Genomic DNA, 21,204 nt, shown 5'->3' with positions numbered 1-21,204 from the left:
CATGCGTTCGGGGGCGGCCTTGCGCCGCCCTTCGTCTATTCGTCTTCGGAAGCCGCGCTCGACTGGTCCGGCAACGCACGCGCGCCGGCGGCGGCAGGCGGCAGCAGCGCGGCGAGCACGTCGACCGTGCGCGCGGTCGCGCCGCGGTGACGCGCCGCGAAGGCCGCGCCGGCCGCACCCATCGCGATACGCCGCGCCTTGTCGGCGAACAGCGCGTCGAGCACGTGCGCGAGATCGAGCGGATCTTCGACCTGCATCGCCGCCCCTGCCGCGACCGCGTCGGCGGTCGCCTGCGTGAAGTTGAACACGTGCGGCCCGATCAGCACCGGCACGCCGACCGCGCACGCTTCGATCAGGTTCTGCCCGCCGAGCGGCAGCAGGCTGCCGCCGATGAACGCGATGTCGGCCGCCGCGTAGTACGCGCCGAGCTCGCCCATCGAATCGCCGAGCAGCACCGTCACGTCATCCGCCAGCTGTTCGGCGGCCGGCCGGCCCGCCGCGAGCGCGGCCGCATCGGCCGCCCACACCGAGCGCCGCACGCACTTGAGCCCGCTGCGCGCGACGAGCGCCTCGACTTCGGCAAAGCGCTGCGGATGACGCGGCACGAGCACCAGCAGCGCGCCGGGCGTGCGCATTTCCGCGAACGCCTGCAGCACCAGCGCCTCTTCGTTCTCGCGCGTGCTGGCCGCGACCCACACCGGCCGCGCGCCGATCGCGTCGCGCCATGCATGGCCGCGTGCCGCGAGTTCCGGCGGCGTCGTCATGTCGAACTTCAGGTTGCCGAGCACGGTCACGTTGCGCGCGCCGAGCGACGTCAGCCGCTCCGCGTCGGCCGGGCTCTGCGCGAGCACGCGCGAGAAGCCGCCGAACACGTCGCGCGTCGCCGCGCCGAACTTCGCCGCGCGCCGGAACGAACGCGCGGACATCCGCGCATTGGTCAGCACGAGCGGCACGTCCGCACGCCGGCACTCGTCGATCAGCGTCGGCCACACCTCGGTTTCCATCACGAGGCCGAGCGTCGGCCGCCACGCGCGCAGGAAGCGCCGCACCGCCCCTGGCATGTCGTACGGCAGGTAGCAGCGCAACACGCGATCGCCGAAGATCTGTTCGCCCGTCGCACGGCCGCTCGGCGTCATGTGCGTGAGCAGGATGCGCGCATCGGGACGCGCGCGCATCAGCGCATCGATCAGCGGCTGCGCGGCGCGCGTCTCGCCGACCGACACCGCATGCACCCAGATCAGCGGCGCGCGGTCGTCGCGCGAGCGGCCCGCGACGTGACCGAAGCGCTCGCCGATATGCTCGCGATAGCCGCGCTCCTTGCGCGAGCGCACATAGAGCCGGATCACGGCGGCCGGCGCGACGAGCCACCACAGCGCGCGATAGATCGCCCTCAGCATGCGGCCGCCCGGGAGTGGCGTCGAAGCAGGTGCGCGCTCAAACCAGCGCCCTGCCCGTCAGGCGTTCGAGAATGCCGAGCGGCGCGCATTCGCGGCGCACCATCGCATCGACCGGCAGGAAGAAGGTCTGCTCCAGCATGAACTGGCCGGACATCACAGCGTGCGAAGTCTGATCGGAGAAACATATCCACACGCTGCCCGGCGGAAACGGCATCGTCTGCTGGGCACACGTCTTCTGGTAGTCGAGATCGGCCTTCATCCCGTCGTGCAGGTTCAGCATCAGGTGGTCGTACGCGCTGCGCGGCGATTTCGTCACGTGCAGCAGGTTCAGCAGCCACGCCGAGCCCGGCAACTGCGGCCGGATCTTCGGCAGGAAGCGCTTCGCGACATCCTCGAACGGCTCGCCGACGCGCCACACGCGCGGCACGCCGGCCGGGTTCACGTTCGTGAACACGCGCAGGATGCGCTCGCCGTAGTTCGGCCGTGACGGGAATGCGTCGACGTGCAGGCGGCTGTCGTCCTTGCGCCACGACGTCTGGCGCGTTTCGACCTGCATCAGTCGCAGGCTCGTCGGCGCGACGCGCAGCTTGCCGCGGTATTCGGGGAAAAGGCCGTCGACGAGCGTGCCGGCCTGCTGCTGGAAGCGCGCGACGAGCGCGCGCACGGCCGACTGCGTGACGCTGTCGCCGAGCACGCCGGCGAGCGCGCCGCCGTTCGGCGCGAGGCTGATGTTCTTGCGTTTCGGATCGGCGAGCGCCGGATCGAGCAGCGCTTCCTCGCCGCCTTCGATCGCGAAGCGCAGGTGCGGGAAATACAGCACCTTGCCTTCCTCGACCGCGGCGAGCAACTGCTCGCGCGGCACCGACAGGTTGTGTCCGCTCCAGTCGGCGGACGGGACTTCGATGATCTGGGATTCGCTCATGATCGGTTCGCGTGTGGACAGCGTTACAGGAGACCGAAGCCCGCGAGCGCCGACTTCACCTGCGCGATCGACGGGGGCTGCCCCGCCGTGCCGAGATTGACGACGTTCGGCGACCAGTAGCCGCCGGTCCGCCAGGCCGTCGCGAAATTGTACAGTTCGACCGTCGGACGCTTCAGCGCGGCCGCGATGTGAACCAGACCTGTATCAACCCCGACCGTCGCGGCCGCGCCGTCGATCAGACCGACCACGGCCGGCAGCGACAGTTTCGGCGGCACGATCGCCGCCGCGCCGAATTCCTTCGCGAGCCGCTCGCTGGTCGCGCGCTCCGCGTCGTTGCCCCACGGCAGCACGAGCGACGCGCCGCGCCGCACGAGCGCCTGGCCGAGCTCGATCCATGCGGCATCCGGCCACTGCTTGTCGGCGCGCGACGTCGCGTGGACGAACACGACGTACGGCACCGGCAGGTTCAGGCCGAGCGCGGCCACCGCGAGCGCCGCCGCCCGCGTGTCGAGGCCGAATTCAACCGGATCGGCCGGGGTCGGCGCCGGGTCGTCCAGCGCGGCCGCGACGAGCTGGCGCGAGCGCTCGACCACGTGCGTGCGCGGCGCGATCGGCACGCGCTTGCGATAGAAGAAGCGCACCGGCCATTCGTAGCCGGCGCCGTCGGTCCGGTTGCCGAGCCCGACGAGCGGCCCGCGCGCCCAGCTCGCGACCCACGCGGTCTTGATGAGGCCCTGGCAGTCGATCACGAGGTCGTACTGCTCGGCCGCGAGGCGCCGGCGAAATGCGCGGATCTCGCGCCACGTCGCACCCGAGAACGGTTTCTTGCGCCAGCGGCGCAGCGAGAACGGCAGCACGTTGCGCACGCCGTCGACGAGCCGCACGAGGTCGACGAAGCTTTCCTCGACGAGCCAGTCGATCTGCGCATCGGGGTGGCGGCGCCGGATATCGGCGATCACCGGCATGTTGTGCACGACGTCGCCCAGCGACGACACGCGCACGATCAGGATCTTTTGCACGCTGAAAAAACGCCGGCTGACAGCCGGCGACAGACATAAAGGGGGATTTTATCCCGGCCGGACGACCGGACAGACAAAAAGCGGCCGCGCGCCCGGGGCACGCGCCGCTTTTCGAGACAAACACGGCCGACGAACCGGCCGTCGTACGGGCGGCCCGCCGGCCGCCGGCGCTCAGAACGGCAGCTTGACGTCCGGCTTCGCGGCCGTCAGCACGCGGCGGAAGTCTTCCTGGATGCGCTTGAGCCCTTCCTGCGTCTCGGCCTCGAAGCGCATCACGACGACCGGCGTCGTGTTCGACGAACGCGCGAGGCCGAAGCCGTCCGGGTACTCGACACGCAGGCCGTCGATCGTCACGACTTCGTCGGCGCCGTCGAACTTCGCCTCTTTCTGCAACTGCTCGATCAGGCGGAAATTCTCGCCTTCGTCGAGCCAGAGCTGCAGTTCGGGCGTGCTCATCGCGTCCGGCAGGCTGTTGAGCAGCGCGCTCGGATCGGCCGTCTTCGCGAGGATCTCTAGCAGGCGCGCACCGGTGTACAGGCCGTCGTCGAAGCCGTACCAGCGATCCTTGAAGAACACGTGGCCGCTCATTTCGCCGGCGAGCGGCGCACCGGTCTCGCGCAGCTTCGCCTTCACGAGCGAGTGACCCGTCTTCCACATCAGCGGCTCGCCGCCCTTCGACTTCACCCACTGCGCGAGGTGGCGCGTGCACTTCACGTCGTAGATGATCTGCGCGCCCGGGTTGCGCGACAGCACTTCTTCCGCGAACAGCATCAGCTGGCGGTCCGGGTAGATGATCTGGCCGTCCTTCGTGACGACGCCCAGGCGGTCGCCGTCGCCGTCGAACGCGAAGCCGAGCTCCGCATCGGTGTCCTTCAGCGCCTGGATCACGTCCTGCAGGTTTTCCGGGTGGGCGGGATCGGGGTGATGGTTCGGGAACGTGCCGTCGATGTCGGTGAAGCGCTCGACGAGTTCGCAGCCGAGCGCCTTGAACAGGCGCGTCGCGAGCGGGCCGGCGACGCCGTTGCCGGCGTCGACCACGATCTTCAGCGGCCGCGCGAGCTTCACGTCGCCGACGATGCGCGCGATGTATTGATCCGCGACGTCGATCTGCTCATAAGTGCCGCTGCCGGACTCGAACCGCTCGTCGACGATGCGGCGGTACAGCGCCTGGATCTGCTCGCCGTAGATCGCGGCGCCGCGCAGCACCATCTTGAAGCCGTTGTAGTCGGGCGGGTTGTGACTGCCCGTGACGACGATGCACGAATCGACGCGGCGCTCGCCGCCCTTCAGCGCCAGCGGCACGTTCGCCGCGAAATAGCCGACCGGCGTCGGCACCATGCCGACGTCGACGACGTCGACACCGGCCGCACGCAGGCCGTCGGCCAGCGCGCCGACCAGTTCCGGCCCGGACAGGCGGCCGTCGCGCGCGACGACGACCGCATCGCCGCCCTGCGCACGCACTTCGCTGCCGAATGCCCGGCCGATTCCGCGCGCCGTGTCGACGTCGAGTGTCTTGCCGACCACGCCACGAATGTCATATGCCTTGAAGATGGATTGGGAGATCATCGATTCTCTTCTCTCAGTTGCGTGCATGGAAAATTGTCTGGCTTGGCTGGCCGCCTCTCGCCGGTGCCGCGCATGATACAGGCGGCCCCGCAAAACAAGGAACGGAACGGCTGGAGCGGTCGCGATCCCACTTATAATCGCGGCTTTTGATGACGCGCATACCGCCTATTTTAATGCCTAGCCGTCCCGCCGCCGCCCACCCGCCGCTCGCGGCCGCCTCTCGCGCGCGCCGCCGCTGCCGCGCATGCTGAAGCGCTTCGGCAACCCGGACGTCGCGAAGGCCGTCGCGAACCTCGTCTGGCTGGGGCTCGAACGGCTTACGCAAATCGGCGTCGCGATCGCGATCAGCGGCCTGCTGGCCCGTTATTTCGGGCCAGATGTGTTCGGCAAATGGCAGTATGCGAATACGCTTCTCCTGGTACTGGCGCCGCTCACCTGGGTGTGCGGCGCGGAAATCCTCGTCCCCACCATCGTCCAGCGCCCGCCCGCCCAGCTCGGCGCGGTGCTCGGCAGCGCGTTCGTGCTGCGCATCGCCGTGTCGGTCGCCGCGCTCGCCGCGACCTGGATCGCGATCGCTGCGGGCGCCTTCGACCCGCTGGTCGGCGCGATGCTCGCCGGCCTGGCCGTCACGATGGTGTTCCGCGAGCCGTTCGTCGGCGTGATCAACGCGTGGCTGCAGAGCATGACCTACAGCAAGCCGCAGCTCGTCACCAGCATGCTCACCGCGCTCGCCAAGGCGCTGCTCGTCTGGCTCCTGGTGCGCGCGGCCGCCGGCCCCGCCCGTTTCGCGTGGCTGTGGGCGCTGGAAGCCGCCGCGATCGGCCTCGCGCTGCTGCTGTACTACCGCCATCGTAACGGCGGTGCGCTCGGCTGGACGTTCGACAAGCCGCTGTTCCGGCACTTTGCCACGGCCGGCACCGTGTTCTGGCTCGGCCTCATCTGCATGTACCTGTTCCTGAAGCTCGACCGCCTGATGCTCGAGCGCCATGTTTCGTTCGCCGATCTCGGCCGCTATTCGGCCGCGCAGCAGCTCAACGAGAACTGGATCACGCTCGCGCTGATGCTCGCGCAGACCATCGCGCCCGCGTTCGTCTATCGCGTGCAGGACGTCGCGCGGCTGCGCCGCAACATCGTCCGGCTGATCGCGATGACGGCCGGCCTGATGACGGCCGGCGCGCTCGTGCTCGACGCCGCCGCCCCGCTGATCGTCGGCAAGGTGTTCGGCCGCGGCTATGAGGCGTCCGTCGACATCTTCCGCTGGGCCGTCTGGCTGTCCGTGCCGGCCGGCATCGAGGCGATAGGCAATCTTATCGTTCTCAAATATCAAGCAAAATTCGTGTTGCTGACGAAATGGCTGCTCGCGCTGGCCGTCGCCGCACTCGTCAACCTGTTCGCGATCCCGCGGCTCGGCCTGTACGGCGCGCTCGTCGGGCTGGCGGCCGGCTACCTCGCCGCTGCCGCCGTCAACTTTTATTACATCCGTTTCAAGCTGCGAACATGACGCCCCCTGATTGCCCGCCCCCGCTCGACGACGTGGCCGTGCTGATGCCGGCCTACAACGGGCACGACGACGTCGTCCGGACCCTCGCGTCGTTTCGCGAGGATGCGCCCGTGCACGTGCTGATCGTCGACGACGGCAGCACGCCGCCGATCGTCGCGCCCGACCTGCCGGGCCTCGCGATCGACGTGCTGCGCATGCCGCGCAACGGCGGCATCGAACGCGCGCTGGCGGCCGGCATCGACGCGCTCGCGGCCCGCGGCTTCCGCTACGCGGCCCGCATCGATGCAGGCGATCTCGCCGCGCCGCAGCGCTTGGCGAAAGAACGCGCCTATCTCGATGCCCATCCGCGCGTCGCCTGCGTCGGCATGTGGACCCAGGTCGTGTCGCGCGCCGGCGAGCCGCGTTTCATGCTGACGCCGCCCGCCGATCCGCGCACGCTGCGCCGCACGCGCTTCCTGCGCTCGCCGCTCGTGCATCCGTCTGTGATGTTGCGCATCGACGCCGTGCGCGAAGTGGGCAACTATCGGGCGAAGTACCGCGCGGCCGAGGATCTCGATCTTTTTTTACGGTTAATGCAACGCTACGATTGCGCGAACCTGCCGGAACTCGGCCTGTATTACGAGCTTAACGAGGGCGGGATCAGCGCGACCAAGCGCCGGCGCCAGCTGATGTCGACGCTCACGCTGCTGCTGCGCCACTTCAACGTGCTGAACCCGTACGACTGGGCCGGCCTCGCCAAGAACCTGCTGCACTTCGTGACGCCGTACCGTACGCTGCAGCGCATCAAGCAGACGCTGTTCGCCGCGCGACCGTCCGCCTGACGCGTACCCGGCCCCGTTCGCCCATTTCGACGCTTTATTTTTTCTTTTTTTCATGTCCGCCACCTCCCCGCTGCGCATCGCGCTCGTCTGCAACACGGCCTGGGCGATCCATACGTATCGCCACGGGCTGATCCGTGCGCTCGTCGCGCGCGGCGCCGAGGTCGTGGTGATCGCGCCGCACGACCGCACGGTGCCGTTGCTCGAGCAGATGGGCTGTCGCTACGTGGCGCTTACCGTCGCATCCAAAGGCACGAGCCCGCGCGAGGATCTCGGCACGCTCGCCGCGCTGGTGCGTCACTACCGCGCGCTGCGGCCCGATCTCGTGTTCCATTACACGATCAAGCCGAACATCTACGGCTCGGTGGCCGCGTGGCTCGCGCGCGTGCCGTCGATCGCCGTGACGACGGGCCTCGGCTACGTGTTCATCCAGAAGAGCCGCGCGGCGAGCGTCGCGAAGCGACTGTACCGGTTCGCGTTCCGCTTCCCGCGTGAGGTGTGGTTCCTGAACCGCGACGATCTCGCGACCTTCACCGACGAGCGCTTGCTCGCGCATCCCGACCGTGCGCGGCTGCTGCACGGCGAAGGCGTCGATCTCGAACAGTTCTCGCCCGTGCCGCTGCCGGGCGGCGACGCACCCGTCTTCATCCTGATCGGGCGACTGCTGTGGGACAAGGGCGTGCGCGAATACGTGGAGGCCGCGCGTCTCGTGCGCGAGCGCTTCCCGAATGCGCGCTTCCAGCTGCTCGGGCCGCTCGGCGTCGACAATCCGAGCGCGATCGGTCGCGCGGACGTCGACGCGTGGGTCGACGAAGGCATCGTCGAGTATCTCGGCGAAGCGCACGACGTGCGACCGCACATCGCGGCGGCCGACTGCGTCGTGCTGCCGTCGTACCGCGAAGGCGTGCCGCGCACGCTGATGGAGGCATCCGCGATGGGCCGCCCGATCGTCGCGACCGACGTGCCGGGCTGCCGCGACGTCGTCGCCGACGGCGAAACAGGTTACCTGTGCCGTGTGCGCGACAGCGCGAGCCTTGCCGAACAATTGAATCGCATGATCTCGCTCGGGCCGCAAGGCCGTGCGGCGATGGGCGCACGCGGCCGGCACAAGGTCGCGGCGGAATTCGACGAACAGCAGGTCGTCGAACGCTACAGGGAGACCATCCATTCGTTGACAGGATTCACACTCTGAAGGAGCGCATCAGCAATGACCGCTAAAGGCACCATCCTCGTCACCGGCGGAGCCGGCTATATCGGCTCGCACACGACCGTCGAGCTGCTCGACAACGGCTACGACGTCGTGATCGTCGACAACCTCGTCAACAGCAAGGCCGAATCGGTGCGCCGGATCGAGCGGATCACGGGCAAGACGCCCGCGTTCCACCAGGTCGACGTGTGCGACGAAGCCGCGCTCGCGAAGGTATTCGACGCGCATCCGATCACCGGCACGATTCACTTCGCGGCGCTCAAGGCCGTCGGCGAATCGGTCGCGAAGCCGCTCGAGTACTACCAGAACAACATCGGCGGGCTGCTCGCCGTGCTGAAGGTCATGCGCGAGCGCAACGTCAGGCAGTTCGTGTTCAGCTCGTCCGCGACCGTGTACGGCGTGCCCGAACGCTCGCCGATCGACGAATCGTTCCCGCTGTCCGCGACGAACCCGTACGGCCAGTCGAAGCTGATCGCCGAGCAGATCCTGCGCGATCTCGAAGTCTCGGACCCGTCGTGGCGCATCGCGACGCTGCGCTACTTCAACCCGGTCGGCGCGCACACGAGCGGGCTGATCGGCGAGGACCCGGCCGGCATCCCGAACAACCTGATGCCGTACGTCGCGCAGGTCGCGGTCGGCAAGCTCGAAAAGCTGCGCGTGTTCGGCTCCGACTACCCGACGCCGGACGGCACCGGCGTGCGCGACTACATTCACGTCGTCGATCTCGCGAAGGGGCACATCGCCGCGCTCGACGCGCTCGCGAAGCGCGACGCGAGCTTCGTCGTGAACCTCGGCACCGGCCAGGGCTACAGCGTGCTGGAAGTCGTGCGCGCGTTCGAGAAGGCGTCGGGCCGCCCGGTGCCGTACGAACTCGTCGCGCGCCGCCCGGGCGACATCGCGGAGTGCTATGCGAACCCGCAGGCCGCGGCCGACATCATCGGCTGGCGTGCGACGCTCGGCATCGAGGAAATGTGTGCCGACCACTGGCGATGGCAGGAGGGGAACCCGCGCGGTTTTGTATAATCCGCTGTCCATTTTCCGAGCGGTCCCATGCTCAGCTTCGCGTCCGGCTTCATCGTCTCCCTGCTCGTCACGCTGTTCATCGTGCGCTACGCGCACCTTCACGAGAAATTCTCGATCGACGGCGACCTGGCCGGCGTGCAGAAATTCCACGTGCGGCCGGTGCCGCGGGTGGGAGGCATCGGGATCCTCGCCGGGGTCGTCGTGGCCGGGCTGCTCGTATCGCGGCGCTATCCGACGATCGCCGGCAGCATTCTGGGGATCGTCGCCTGCGGGATGCCGGCGTTCCTGTCGGGCCTCGTCGAAGACCTGACCAAGCGCGTGTCGCCGCGCGCACGGCTGCTCTGCACGATGGGCGCGGCCGCGCTGGCGTTCTGGCTGCTGGGCATCGCGGTCAAGCGCATCAGCGTGCCGCCGCTCGATTTCCTGCTCGGGTATGTCGCCATCTCGGCGTTCATCACGGTGCTCGCGGTCGCGGCGCTCGCGAATGCGATCAACATCATCGACGGCTTCAACGGGCTCGCGTCGATGGTCAGCTTCATGATGTTCGCGTCACTCGCGTATGTCGCGTTCCACGTCAACGACCCGGTCGTGATGTCCGCGTCGATCATCATGATGGGCGCGGTGCTCGGCTTCTTCCTGTGGAATTTCCCCGCCGGGCTGATCTTCCTCGGCGACGGCGGTGCGTATTTCATCGGCTTCATGCTCGCGGAACTCGCGATCATGCTCGTGATGCGCAACCGCGAGGTATCCGCGTGGTACCCGGTGCTGCTGTTCATGTATCCGATCTTCGAGACCTGCTTCTCGATCTACCGGAAGAAGTTCATCCGTGGGATGTCGCCGGGGATTCCGGACGGCGTGCACCTGCACATGCTCGTGTACAAGCGGCTGATGCGCTGGGCCGTCGGGACGAAGCATGCGCACGATCTGACGCGGCGGAATTCGCTGACGTCGCCGTATTTGTGGCTGCTGTGCCTCGTCGCGGTGATTCCGGCGACGCTGTTCTGGCGGCATACCGTGCATTTGTTCGTGTTCGTCGTGCTGTTCGCGCTGACCTATGTGTGGCTTTATCTCAGCATCGTGCGGTTCAAGGCGCCACGATGGATGGTGGTGAGGAAGCATCGGCCCGGCCGCTGAACCGCGTAACCGGTTTCTGGACGAAAAAAAGCGCCCTGCAGGGCGCTTTTTCTCTTCTTGCCGCTCAGTTCACGGCCGGGGACCGCATCACCCGTTCGATACGACGCGCACCGACGGCACGCTCTGCAACACGGGGGCAACGGCCGTCTGGTATTCCGGCACCCAGCGCCGCAGATCGCGCCGTACCTCGTCGTCGGACAGCACGCGATGCTGCATCAGCCACGGCAGCAGTTCGTCGAGGAAATTGTCCGGCACTTCGCGCGCACGTGCGATCCGCAGCTTCGGGTGCGGCGTGCGCGTTGTCGCTTCGTCGTCAGCGAGCAACTCCTCGTAGAGCTTCTCGCCCGGCCGCAGCCCGGTGAACTCGATGCGGATCTGTTCTTCCGAAAAACCGTACAGGCGGATCAGGTCGCACGCGAGATCGACGATCTTCACCGGCTCGCCCATGTCGAGAATGAAGATTTCGCCGCCATGCCCCATGCTCGATGCCTGCAGCACGAGCTGCGACGCCTCCGGAATCGTCATGAAGAAACGCGTGATTTCCGGGTGCGTGACCGTCACCGGGCCGCCCTTCGCGATCTGCTGCTGAAACTTCGGAATCACGCTGCCCGCGCTGCCGAGCACGTTGCCGAAGCGCACCGTCTCGAACTGCGTACGCCCGCTCGACTGCTGCAACGCCTGGCAGGCCATTTCCGCGAGACGCTTGCTCGCGCCCATCACGTTGGTCGGATTGACCGCCTTGTCGGTCGAGATCAACACGAAGTGACGCACGTCGTGGCGGATCGCCGCCCGCGCCACGCGATAGGTGCCGAGCACGTTGTTGCGCAGCGCCTGCCACGCGTTGTGCTCTTCCATCAACGGCACGTGCTTGTAGGCGGCCGCATGGAACACGATGTGCGGCGCGTGACGCGACATCACCTGGTCGAGCAGCAGCGAATCCTTCGCATCGCCGATGATCGGCACCACGGGCAGATCCGGAAAACGCTCACGCAATTCCTCGGTCAGCCGGTACATCGCGTATTCCGAGAGATCGAATGCAACGAGCTGCGCAGGGGCGAAGCGCAGGATCTGCCGGCACAACTCGGAGCCGATCGAGCCGCCCGCGCCGGTCACCATCACGACGCGGCCGCGCAGCAGCGCTTCGACGTGCGGCGTATCGATCGTCACCGCGTCGCGGCCGAGCAGATCCTCGAGATCGATGTTCCGTACCTGCGACAGGAAGCCCTGCCCCGGCATCAGCGCGGTCAGCGACGGCAGCACCATCGCCTTCACGCCGGCCCGCACGCACAGGGTCGCGACGCGACGCTGCGCTTCGACCGACGCCGACGGAATCGCGATGATCGCGTATTCGACCTTCATCGCATCGGTCCAGTGCTTGAGGTCGTTGAACGAGCCCAGCACCTTGTAGCCGTAGATTTCGCGCCCCTGTTTCGTGACGTCGTCGTCGAGCAGGCCGACCAAGCGCCATTCACCGGAGCGCGACAGTTCGCGCGCGAGGCTCGCGCCGGCCGTGCCGGCGCCGAGCACCAGCACCGGCTTGCCCTTGCCGACGAGCCCGCCGTACAGGTAGTACTCCTTCGTCGCGCGATACAGCGCGCGGGCGCCGCCCATTGCCAGGAACAGCATCAACGGCGACACGAGCAGCACCGAGCGCGGAATGATCGGCTGCGGCTGGAACATCACGGCACCGATCATCACGATCACGCCGCCGCCGGCCACCGCCTTCGCGATGCGCATCAGGTCGGGCAGGCTGGCAAACACCCACAGCCCGCGATACAGACCGAAGCCGCGGAACATCAGCGCATAGACGGGCAGTGCCCACGTCAGCGCCATCAGCGCGCCGCTCAGGAAATCATGCGGAATGCTGCCGTTGAAACGAACGAGATAAGCGAACAGCCATGCGGCGACAACCGCCGTCAGGTCGAACAGGAAAGCACTCAGGGACAGCCAAGATGCTCTGGATCGCAACATCGGCGGGAAACCTCAAGAATTGTTTTCGGCGGCCGCTTGAAACCGGCGCCAACGCAGGTCGATCAACCATCCGAACCATGCCAGGACGCCATACCACGCAAGCAACGACAGCCATTGCTGCAGTTCGGGGCGACCCTTTGCCCACGTGGCCAGAATTATGCCTGCGAGCATGATGAGGTACCAATAAAGGGCAGTCCGGCCGTGACTGACGCCCGACCGGACCATCCTTTGATAATAATGCTCGCGGTGGGCCTGCCAGAACTTTTCTCTGCGTAACAGACGTCTCAAAAGTGTTACAGATGCGTCTGCAATAAAGGGCGCGAATACCATTGCGGGGAACCAGATCGGCCAGACATCGGTACGCCAGCCCCAATAGCCCAGTGCGCCGGCCAGGAAGCCGAGCGGAATCGAGCCGGCGTCGCCGAGAAACAGTCTCGCCGGATGGAAATTGAGCAGAAGAAAGCCGAGCGCCGCGCCGGCCACTGCCGCGCCCGCCACGGCGAGATCGGGCGACGTATGCGGGCCGCCGAGCGCCGCGACCGCGTATCCGCCGAAGCCAAACAGTGCCATGCCGCCCGCGAGACCGTCGGCGCCGTCCATGAAGTTGTACAGGTTCGTCAGCCAGACCATCGCGAAACCCACGCCGGCGAGCAGCCACCACGGTGCGTCGACCGGGAAGACGACGATCAGCGCGACGACTGCCGCGAGGTGCGCGGAGAATCGCACGCGGGCCGGCAGCCCGCGCCGGTCGTCGATCTGCGACATCGCGGCGAGTCCCGCGGCGGCGATCGCGATCAGCCAAAGCCGCGGCGCCAGCATCAGCAGCGCAACGACACAGACGGGCACGATGCCCCATCCGCCGACGCGCGGTGTCGGCAGCGTATGGAGCGAACGGTCGTTCGGAATGTCGGTGGCCAGGCGCCAGGCCCACCCGGTGGCGAGCAGTACGCGGAGAATCGTCGTCGAGGCGAATGCGGCGGCCAGGGCCACCGCGGCCGTGGTGAGCCAGGTGGGATTCGCGAGAAGCATGTGGCTTTTATTTTCGTGTATCGCGCGAACGATACCATGCGGCGGTCGCTTCGAGGCCCTGGCGGGTCGTATAGGGCGGCTGCCAGTCGAGCACCCGCTTGATCCGACCGGTATCGAGTTGCAGACTGCCCGTCAGGCGGTCGATAGCCGCACTGCGACCGGTCAGCTTTCCGAGCACACGCAACAGCGCCGGCGGCACCGCGATCAGCCTCGCCGGCTTGCCGAGCGCGTCGCCGACGAGGCGAAGCAGGCCCGCGACCGTCGGGGCGTCGTCGTCGGCGACATGAAAGCATTCGCCGGCCGCTCGCGGGTCGATTGCGCAACGCAGCAGCGCGTCGGCGAGATTGTCGACGTAGACGATGCTGCGGCGCGCCGAAACCGCGCCGAGCGGCAACGGCATCCCGCGCGCGACCGCGTCCATCATCCGCAGGAAGTTGGCACGGACGGCGGGGCCATAGACGAGCGGCGGACGAACGACGACGACATCGAGCCCCACGGATGCGCCGAACTGCGCGAGCTGCCGTTCCGCCCGCAGCTTCGAACGGCCGTATGCATCCTGCGGGTCGGGTTCGAACGCTTCCGACAGCGGTATTCCGCCGTCGCCCTCTCCGACCGCCTTGATGCTGCTCGCGAACACGATGCGGCGCACGCCGTGATGGCGCGCGGCGTCGGCGAGACGCAGCGTGCCGGCGACGTTGGTGGCATCGAACGCGGCGTCGGGATCGGGGGACTCGTCGCGCATCACGTGCACGCGCGCGGCGAGATGGATCACGCAATCGGCGGTCAGGTCGGTTGGCCACGCTTCATCCAGACCCGCGAAATCGGCGGTGTCGTGCACCCATTCGCGCACGCCCTCGATGCAGCCGCCCGGACGTCGTACCAACGCGGTCACCGTATGTCCGGCATCCAGCGCACGACGACAGACCGCGCGGCCGACGAAGCCGTTCGCGCCGGTGACGACGAGGTGACTCACCAGAGCCTCCAGCCAAAGCGGTTGTAGAACTTGAAGGCCGACGCGGCGAACATGCGGATGTGCGCGAAGCCCTTGCGCGACGCCCCCCACCGTGATGGATGACGCGCACCGACGGGACGTACGCGACGCGGGCGATCTCGTGCGTGCGCAGGCTCAGGTCGTAGTCCTCGAAGTACAGGAAATAGCGTGGATCGAAGCCGCCGAGTTTCTTCAGGACTTCGGTGCGGAACAGCATGAAGCAGCCGCTGACGATGGGGGGATCCCAGACGACCTCGCGGTCGTTGATGACGTCGCGCATTTCGTAGCGGGCGAGGCGCTTCGCAAAAGCTGCCCGAAACCGCGCCGGCAGGAAGCCGCGCACGAGCAGATCGAGCACCGCCGGGTAACGGCGGCAGAGATACTGCTGCCCGCCTGTGTCATCGCCGATCCATGGTGTGAGCGCGCCGACGTCGGGACGCGAACCGAGAAACGCACGGGCGGCAACGAGCGCGTCTGCGTCGAGATCGATGTCAGGATTCAAGATCAGATGAAACGGGCGTGTCGACGATTCGATCGCGAGATTGTGCCCCCGTCCGTAGCCAACGTTGCCGTGGCCCGACAGAATCCGGGTGGTAATACCTTTCGTATCGAGATCATCAATCAATGCAGCAACGTCGCCCAGCCCGCCGTTGTCAACCAGGAATAGTTCGACCGGAGCGGGCGACGAGGCAGTGCACAGACGCGTGCACGCTGCGCCCAAGCTAGTCAGCGTCTCGCCGAGTTGAGCAATATCCGGCTGATAAACGACGATGGAAACCGACAATCCTTCGGTATCACTGGGTTGCGGGCTTGTTACATTCATCCGTAGTTCGGCTATGCGCTTGCAAGATGAAGCGCAGGTTAGACAGTCCGGCAGGTTGCGGCAACGCAGGTGCCGCCGCAGCCTCGCTCGACAGGCCGGCGAACTTGCGATGCATTTCACGGTGCCAACGGCGCAATTCTAACGTCAGCACGGTCGTCGCCGGCATAAAAAGCTGTCCGATAATTCCGGCACGCCATTTGATGTCGTCGGTGAGCACCAGTCGACACACGCCGCCTTGTGGAGCACGCCATACCACCCTCGCTGCGGTCTTCGCCATACGAGGTTTACCCGTCGGGATCTCGACTCGCTTCGCGCCTCTCGTCGGCAAATCCGAGAACTGTTCTCTGCGCTCGATGAGACCATCCGGAACAGGCTTCCGTCCGATAATGCGACGCTCGACCATGCGGTCCGGCGCGCGCGTCCCTATCTCACCGACGTCTCGCCCCTGTTGAGAAACGAATGCCAACTCGACTGCCGTTCGAACCCGGTGAACTCGGCAGTCGCTACGCTCAACGCTTCAGTCCGCGTATCGGAACACAAGCGGGATGTATTGTCCGACGGGCAGCACACGGCAAACGTCGATCGTACCGACGCTCACAACTGGCCGGATGAAGCCGAAACCGAGCCGTCTGCAGCCCGCTCGGCGATTGCTACGCGAGAATCGGACGTTGTCGGCATGCGTACGTTGAACGCGGAAATGCTGTCGTCGACAAGTTAGCGGATCACGGCGTCGTTGCGAACCCTCAAACGACGGCTCACCGGAAGTACTGCCGGACGCGCCGCCGTCCGGACGTGCCGTCGCGTAACTTCGGATCAGGTTACGGCGTCGATGCCCGACCGGGATCGACGCCCCACTATGCGGCAACCGGTCACCGACTGCCGGGCTTCCCGGGCATTACGCCGAGGATTTCATTGATACGATCCGCCGCATGGTGACCGGCCGTGGTCAGCGACAGATTGACGCGCGCGCTCTCGCGCGCACGTGCGCCGAGCTCACGCGCCCATTCCTGATTCTCGAACACCTTGCGCATCGCTTTCGCCGCCTCATCCACCGACGGTTCCGCCCAGTGGAGATTCGCGTCGTTTGGAGGAATTGGCCGCCCCAGTTTCACGAGATCGTAAGGTACGAGAAGGCTGTTGCTGTCGTCCATGAAGTCCACGTTGCCCGAGTAGTTCGTCGCAATGACGGGCTTTCCCATCAGCATGGCTTCCGCCATCGTGAGACCCAATCCCTCGCTTCGATGCAAAGACACGTACGCGTCGCAAGCATCCATGAGCGACAGTACCTCGTCCGGCGAATACACCTGATCGATGATCTTGATCTTCACCCCGACATCTCGGCCGCAAGCCGCAATTCCTTGATCTGGGCCGGATGACGATCACCGAATGAAGTCTTCAGCACCAGACAGACCGGGTCGTCCGGCCCGAATGCCTTGCTGAATGCCCGAATCAACCCCATCGGGTTTTTGCGCTCCATGATGCTCATCATGTGGAACGTAAACAGGAACGTATATTCGCCGTCGTCCAGTCCGAAGTAGGCTCGATCCCGACGCTGATACTGGCCAAGCTGCACCCCCGGGAAAATCGTCCTCACCGGAATGGTCAACCGTTCGCGCAACCCCTTGGCAACAAACTCGGTCGCAGTCCAGACCTCATCGACACGTGCGGCTTGCTCGAGCCAGCTGTCCGGTATCGAATCGAATTCCCAGTACCAGTATGCGATCCGGTAGGTTCGCTGCGCACGCTCGAGCAAATCGGATCGCCCGTATACATCGTCAAAGAACGGTTCCGGCTGCGTGTGAATGATCGTAACGTCGAAATCTTCCGTACCGGAGAAATCGACGTGATGCGGATCATCTCTCTGATCGGTACGAATGTCGCGCAAGGATGTCTGCATCTCGATCTCGCGCATCCCCTTCACCAACGCCTCCGCCGAGACGCGCAGACCCGACGGATAACAGAAGTGCGCGATCACGTTGACGCCGGGCTTCGCCAGCGAAGCGGCCACCGTATCGATCTCCAGCGATTCGCACCACGAACGGACGTCGTGCGGCAACGCGGCTTCGTCCGTTCGCAACCATTCGACCAGCGCACGCGCCTCGGCCGCGTTACGCAACACCGACGGGAAACGATCACGCCAGTCTTCACGGGCGTTGTATGCCGTTCGAATCTGCTCGGCAGGCGACAAGTCGATCGGCCAGGTTTCCGGCACGCCCCACGACTCGTGGACCCGGTATGTTGCGGCAAACCAGGCGGCAAATGCAGCACGTCCGAAAATCGTCAACCCGTCCGGATGGAGTCGTTGCCATGCCGGTGTAAAGCGATAGGCTTCCACGAGCTCACGAGCCGGCGCTTCCGATGCTTGCCAGAAGAGCCACCAGATTTGCTCGAGTTGCAGGTCCGCTTCGACACGCCCATGCTGGATGAACCATTCGAACAGATCCGCTTGCCCGGCTGGCGTCAACCCGTGCGGCATGAGTGCGCGGACATCCTGGCGGAACATGAAGATCTGCCGTGCCGGTGCACCAAAATCCTGTTCGAACAATTGGCCGATCGCCGCGACGCCGGCTTCCGTCAGGCCGAGGTCGCGCCCGCCGCCTGTGAGCAGCCACTGTGCAAACGCACCGTTACGTCCAGCCGAAAGTGCCTGCGGAAACCGCACGCGAAGATCGGCCCGGCGTCGCAACAGATCCAGACACCAGCGCGCGGCGCTCCAGATATCGGAGACCTTGTGGACCGGCTGCGGGGGCCACACAACTTCGTCTCGCGCCAATCCTGCGACTTCCATGCAAATACCTTCGTCGTCGAGACGAAGCTCCCTCGCCGACAACGGAAGCGAACCGGTTTCTCGAAGCTGTCGGTCGAGTTCCGCACGAACGCCGACGCCTCCCTGCAAACGCAGAGCCGGAATGGCGCACTGCCCGTCCAGTTCGGGGTGAAGATACGGGTCCTCGTCAATGCCCAAATGACGGATGTCGTCGGCCAGGCGCCGGATATCCTCGACCGGATTGCTATTCCCTCTCGTCGCCCCTTCGTGATGCACGAGACAGGCATACGGCGTATAGGCCGTACGATAGCCGGCACGCCAGATCCGCATGCACAGCGCTACGTCGCTCATCGCGATCAGATACGATTCGTCAAACCCGCCAACCTCTTCGAAGGCATCCCTGCGCACCATCTGGCAGGCGCCCATGATCGCAAGCCAGTTTCGCGGATGATCCGGCGAGCCGAATACATCCCATTCGATACCACCGCCGCTCCGGTACATCAATGCGGCGAGATGGATGCCGATCGACACGCCTGCATGCTGCAACTCCAGCGACGGATAGATCAGCTTCGTACCCACGACACCTACGCCTGGACGCATCGCAAATCGGACGAGTTCCTGCAGCCAGTCGCTCTTGATGATCTCGATGTCGTTGTTCAGGAACAGCAGAAACTCGCCGCGCGCTCTCACCGCACCGAAGTTGCACGCGGCCGAATAATTGAACTTGTTCCGGAAATGAACGATTCGAACCTGCGGTTCGGATTTCAGCTGCTCGTAGTATGCGAGCGTCTCGGGATCATCCGATCCCGTATCGACGATGACGACTTCCTTGTTCGGATAGTCTGTTGCATGCAGCAGGCCCTCCAGGCACATCCGGAGCAGCTCCGGCTTGTTCTTGGTGGGAATGACGATCGAAACCAGCGGCGCCCGCTCGATCTGCCAGGTGGCATGCTGGGTGCCGTTCGGTTGGGTTTCAACGGTCACCGCGCTGCTGACGCCGTGACGCTCCCAATATCGCTGAATGACCGCGCGATGATCACCGGCCTCATTCGTGCCGGGTGCAGGCCGCTCTTGGCTCGCCCCCGGCTTGCGATGGCATAGTACCTTCGGGACACGAATGATGTTCTGCGCATGATCGCTGACGCGCAGGTTGAGATCCCATTCGACGGCCGTCGCGGCAGTGATGTCCACCCCTCCCGCCAGCGTCACCAACGCGCGGCGAAGCAACGTCAACCGTCCGAAATAGTTGAACGCGTAGAGAAGATCAGGTGACCAGGATGGTTTGAAATACGGCCGCTCGCGGGTTTGCGACGCCGACTGCACGTCCTCGTCGCCGTAGACGATGTCTGCCCGCGGCGACTTCGCGAGTACGGAAACAACGTCGCTCAGCGCACCAGGCGCCAGAATATCCCCACTATCGAGAACCGCGACGAACTTGCCCTTGGCGTGATCGAAGCCCATGGCAAGGTTCGCCGGCCGCCCTGTCGCCACGCCAGGCGCGGTAACAGCAATCACGCGCGAATCAGCGCTCGTCCACTCTTCGACGAGTTTCAGTATCGCCGCATCGGAGCCAGAGTGAACAACGATGGCTTCCCAGTTTCGATACGATTGCGCGCGAATCGAACCGACCGTTCTCGAGACGCTCTCGATCGATTCGACATCGGCAAGCAAAAAGCTCACGAGCGGCCCGTCGACCTTGATCCGGACATCAGGGCTCGACCGGGTTTCGACCGTGCGAATCCAGTCCGCATACCGACCCGACGACCCTGCACCGGGAACGCCGACGTCTTGTAGGACTTCGACCTGAGCGCTCGCGGCTTGCTGCTCGCGAAGCAAGGTTGCGCGCCGCTGCCGCAGGAACTCGAGCCGCGCCGGCATCCGCCACGGCGTAGCCAGCCACCATGCAGCCTTGGCTACCTGACGTGCGCGCCCCCGCGCAGCGGGAGGCATCATCGCCCCGATCCGGCGTGCCGGCGATGTCGCGCGCCAGAACATCGATTGCGTAACGGCCTGATACTGCTGCTCGACCAATTCGGCACGGTGACTGGCTTGCTGTGCCATCACGTCCCGGCCAGACAGCGCCGAACGCAATTCAGCGATCTGGTTCTCCGCGTCCTTGTGGCGACGCTTGTGGTCATGCTCCACCTCCGCCCGCCGGCTTTCCATCACCTCTACCTGGCGCATCAACTCCTTGTTCAGGCGTTCAAGCTCCTGGTGCTTTGCCTCGTGCTCTTCAAGTACTTTTTGCACCTCCGTCCGCCGCACGAGCTCTACGGCATCGCGCTCCCGTTGCTCCGCGTCCGCCAGCCGAGCGGACAAGCTCTCGACCTGCGCAGCCAACTCAGCCGTCCTCGCGGACACGAAATCGTCAAAAACGTTGGGCGGATACTTGAACGCATCGATGAGCTCGGATCGCTCGCCGGCGACATAGAAGCGGTTGAGGCCATCCGAATAGACATGGACGTAGTTCGCGTCCAGAAGGATGCTCTCCCACTCGTGATGGGATTCCTTCTGCGTCAGCGGCAGCGTTGCCTCCACCACAACAATCCACGGTCGGTTGCGTTTCCAGTCGTTGCCGGCCAGCACCGCGCGCTCGGCTCCTTCGACATCGACTTTCAGAAAATGCACCTCTCGCCCTGCACTGACGTGCTCTCGCCAGATGTTGTCGAGGGTCGTCAGGACAACATCCTGAACGTTCTCGCTCCACCCGGCCGCGACATGTCCGTCGGCGATCTTGCCGTCAAGCGTGGACAAGCCGGTGTCTTGAAACAAATGGATACGGCTCGTACCCGTGTTTTCACCCACCGCGACCCGGAGATTGATGTCGCGAGGACGCCGGTTTTCGAGCTCGGCAAAGTAGACCGGATTGGGTTCGACATTGATGCCGCTCCACCCCATCTCACTGAATGCCCGAGTCACCGAATGCTCGTCGGGAGACCATGCGCCGACATCGATGTAAAAGCCGGCCATCACATGCTGCAGCGCGCGATGCAGCATGACGTCTTCGAGATTTTGCGCGTAGGAAACAAGAGGCAT

General features: G+C 65.6%; 15 protein-coding genes and 1 pseudogene. 5 read left to right on the top strand and 11 right to left on the bottom strand.

The genetic code is table 11. The features are described 5' to 3' along the window. Positions 1-35: 35 nt before the first annotated feature. The 4 genes from waaA to SY91_RS06655 all read right to left on the bottom strand — a co-directional run bounded on the left by waaA (position 36) and on the right by SY91_RS06655 (position 4,904). Positions 36-1,397, bottom strand: a complete 1,362-nt coding sequence (gene waaA / locus SY91_RS06670; protein WP_023475258.1) for a lipid IV(A) 3-deoxy-D-manno-octulosonic acid transferase — start codon at positions 1,395-1,397, stop codon at positions 36-38. Between the two features lie 37 nt (positions 1,398-1,434). Further along, positions 1,435-2,319: a Kdo hydroxylase family protein gene (locus SY91_RS06665; RefSeq protein WP_023475259.1), complete on the bottom strand. Its 885-nt coding sequence runs from the start codon at positions 2,317-2,319 to the stop codon at positions 1,435-1,437. Positions 2,320-2,342: 23 nt separating this feature from the next. Beyond that, a complete protein-coding gene (gene waaC / locus SY91_RS06660; RefSeq protein WP_006485129.1) occupies positions 2,343-3,338 on the bottom strand; it encodes a lipopolysaccharide heptosyltransferase I in 996 nt (331 codons plus the stop codon). 171 nt (positions 3,339-3,509) lie between these two features. Beyond that, positions 3,510-4,904 (bottom strand): phosphomannomutase/phosphoglucomutase, encoded by a 1,395-nt coding sequence (locus SY91_RS06655; protein WP_023475260.1) that lies wholly within the window; start codon positions 4,902-4,904, stop codon positions 3,510-3,512. 244 nt (positions 4,905-5,148) lie between these two features. Here SY91_RS06655 and SY91_RS06650 point away from each other — a divergent pair, with 244 nt between their 5' ends. Genes SY91_RS06650 through SY91_RS06630 form a run of 5 tightly spaced genes read left to right on the top strand, consistent with a single transcriptional unit; the run spans position 5,149 to position 10,587 of the window. Then, positions 5,149-6,405: a lipopolysaccharide biosynthesis protein gene (locus SY91_RS06650; RefSeq protein WP_023475262.1), complete on the top strand. Its 1,257-nt coding sequence runs from the start codon at positions 5,149-5,151 to the stop codon at positions 6,403-6,405. Beyond that, positions 6,402-7,226, top strand: coding sequence for a glycosyltransferase (locus tag SY91_RS06645; protein ID WP_023475263.1), 825 nt, complete (start codon positions 6,402-6,404; stop codon positions 7,224-7,226). The genes SY91_RS06650 and SY91_RS06645 overlap by 4 nt, the downstream gene beginning before the upstream one ends. Positions 7,227-7,278: 52 nt before the next feature. After that, positions 7,279-8,415, top strand: coding sequence for a glycosyltransferase family 4 protein (locus SY91_RS06640; protein WP_023475264.1), 1,137 nt, complete (start codon positions 7,279-7,281; stop codon positions 8,413-8,415). A gap of 15 nt (positions 8,416-8,430) precedes the next feature. Next, complete coding sequence (galE, locus tag SY91_RS06635; RefSeq protein WP_023475265.1) at positions 8,431-9,453, top strand: UDP-glucose 4-epimerase GalE; 1,023 nt, start codon at positions 8,431-8,433, stop codon at positions 9,451-9,453. A 27-nt stretch (positions 9,454-9,480) separates the two neighbouring features. Further along, entirely contained in the window at positions 9,481-10,587 is a 1,107-nt protein-coding gene (locus tag SY91_RS06630; protein ID WP_023475266.1) for an MraY family glycosyltransferase, read from the top strand. An 87-nt stretch (positions 10,588-10,674) separates the two neighbouring features. On the opposite strand, the gene SY91_RS06625 is transcribed toward SY91_RS06630, so the two are convergent. The 7 genes and pseudogenes from SY91_RS06625 to SY91_RS06600 form a co-directional block, all read right to left on the bottom strand. Continuing rightward, complete coding sequence (locus tag SY91_RS06625) at positions 10,675-12,558, bottom strand: polysaccharide biosynthesis protein (RefSeq protein ID WP_023475267.1); 1,884 nt, start codon at positions 12,556-12,558, stop codon at positions 10,675-10,677. 12 nt (positions 12,559-12,570) lie between these two features. Then, a complete protein-coding gene (locus tag SY91_RS06620; protein WP_023475268.1) occupies positions 12,571-13,587 on the bottom strand; it encodes an MraY family glycosyltransferase in 1,017 nt (338 codons plus the stop codon). A gap of 7 nt (positions 13,588-13,594) precedes the next feature. Then, positions 13,595-14,560: a UDP-glucose 4-epimerase family protein gene (locus SY91_RS06615; protein ID WP_023475269.1), complete on the bottom strand. Its 966-nt coding sequence runs from the start codon at positions 14,558-14,560 to the stop codon at positions 13,595-13,597. Next, a pseudogene (locus tag SY91_RS06610) lies at positions 14,557-15,401 on the bottom strand (glycosyltransferase family 2 protein). Before SY91_RS06610 ends, SY91_RS06615 begins: the two are co-directional and overlap by 4 nt. Continuing rightward, positions 15,373-15,867 carry a hypothetical protein gene (locus SY91_RS06605; RefSeq protein ID WP_185921125.1) on the bottom strand — a complete coding sequence of 165 codons (495 nt, stop codon included), beginning with the start codon at positions 15,865-15,867 and terminating at the stop codon, positions 15,373-15,375. Before SY91_RS06605 ends, SY91_RS06610 begins: the two are co-directional and overlap by 29 nt. Positions 15,868-16,270: 403 nt before the next feature. After that, positions 16,271-16,729, bottom strand: coding sequence for a glycosyltransferase family 4 protein (locus SY91_RS34945; protein ID WP_260632424.1), 459 nt, complete (start codon positions 16,727-16,729; stop codon positions 16,271-16,273). Continuing rightward, a complete protein-coding gene (locus SY91_RS06600; RefSeq protein ID WP_260632423.1) occupies positions 16,726-21,204 on the bottom strand; it encodes an FkbM family methyltransferase in 4,479 nt (1,492 codons plus the stop codon). The genes SY91_RS34945 and SY91_RS06600 overlap by 4 nt, the downstream gene beginning before the upstream one ends.

It is taken from the genome of Burkholderia cenocepacia (assembly GCF_014211915.1).
Classification (GTDB): domain Bacteria; phylum Pseudomonadota; class Gammaproteobacteria; order Burkholderiales; family Burkholderiaceae; genus Burkholderia; species Burkholderia orbicola.
This window is presented reverse-complemented; position numbering and strand designations above follow the sequence as displayed.

Bases quoted from the DNA above. Each gene is read 5' to 3' on its own strand.
- SY91_RS06665 (WP_023475259.1), bottom strand. From the start codon at position 2,319: ATGAGCGAATCCCAGATCATCGAAGTCCCGTCCGCCGACTGGAGCGGA.
- waaA (WP_023475258.1), bottom strand. From the start codon at position 1,397: ATGCTGAGGGCGATCTATCGCGCGCTGTGGTGGCTCGTCGCGCCGGCC.
- SY91_RS06620 (WP_023475268.1), bottom strand. From the start codon at position 13,587: ATGCTTCTCGCGAATCCCACCTGGCTCACCACGGCCGCGGTGGCCCTG.
- galE (WP_023475265.1), top strand. From the start codon at position 8,431: ATGACCGCTAAAGGCACCATCCTCGTCACCGGCGGAGCCGGCTATATC.
- SY91_RS06630 (WP_023475266.1), top strand. From the start codon at position 9,481: ATGCTCAGCTTCGCGTCCGGCTTCATCGTCTCCCTGCTCGTCACGCTG.
- SY91_RS06625 (WP_023475267.1), bottom strand. From the start codon at position 12,558: ATGTTGCGATCCAGAGCATCTTGGCTGTCCCTGAGTGCTTTCCTGTTC.
- SY91_RS06655 (WP_023475260.1), bottom strand. From the start codon at position 4,904: ATGATCTCCCAATCCATCTTCAAGGCATATGACATTCGTGGCGTGGTC.
- SY91_RS06640 (WP_023475264.1), top strand. From the start codon at position 7,279: ATGTCCGCCACCTCCCCGCTGCGCATCGCGCTCGTCTGCAACACGGCC.
- SY91_RS06650 (WP_023475262.1), top strand. From the start codon at position 5,149: ATGCTGAAGCGCTTCGGCAACCCGGACGTCGCGAAGGCCGTCGCGAAC.
- SY91_RS06600 (WP_260632423.1), bottom strand. From the start codon at position 21,204: ATGCCTCTTGTTTCCTACGCGCAAAATCTCGAAGACGTCATGCTGCAT.
- SY91_RS06645 (WP_023475263.1), top strand. From the start codon at position 6,402: ATGACGCCCCCTGATTGCCCGCCCCCGCTCGACGACGTGGCCGTGCTG.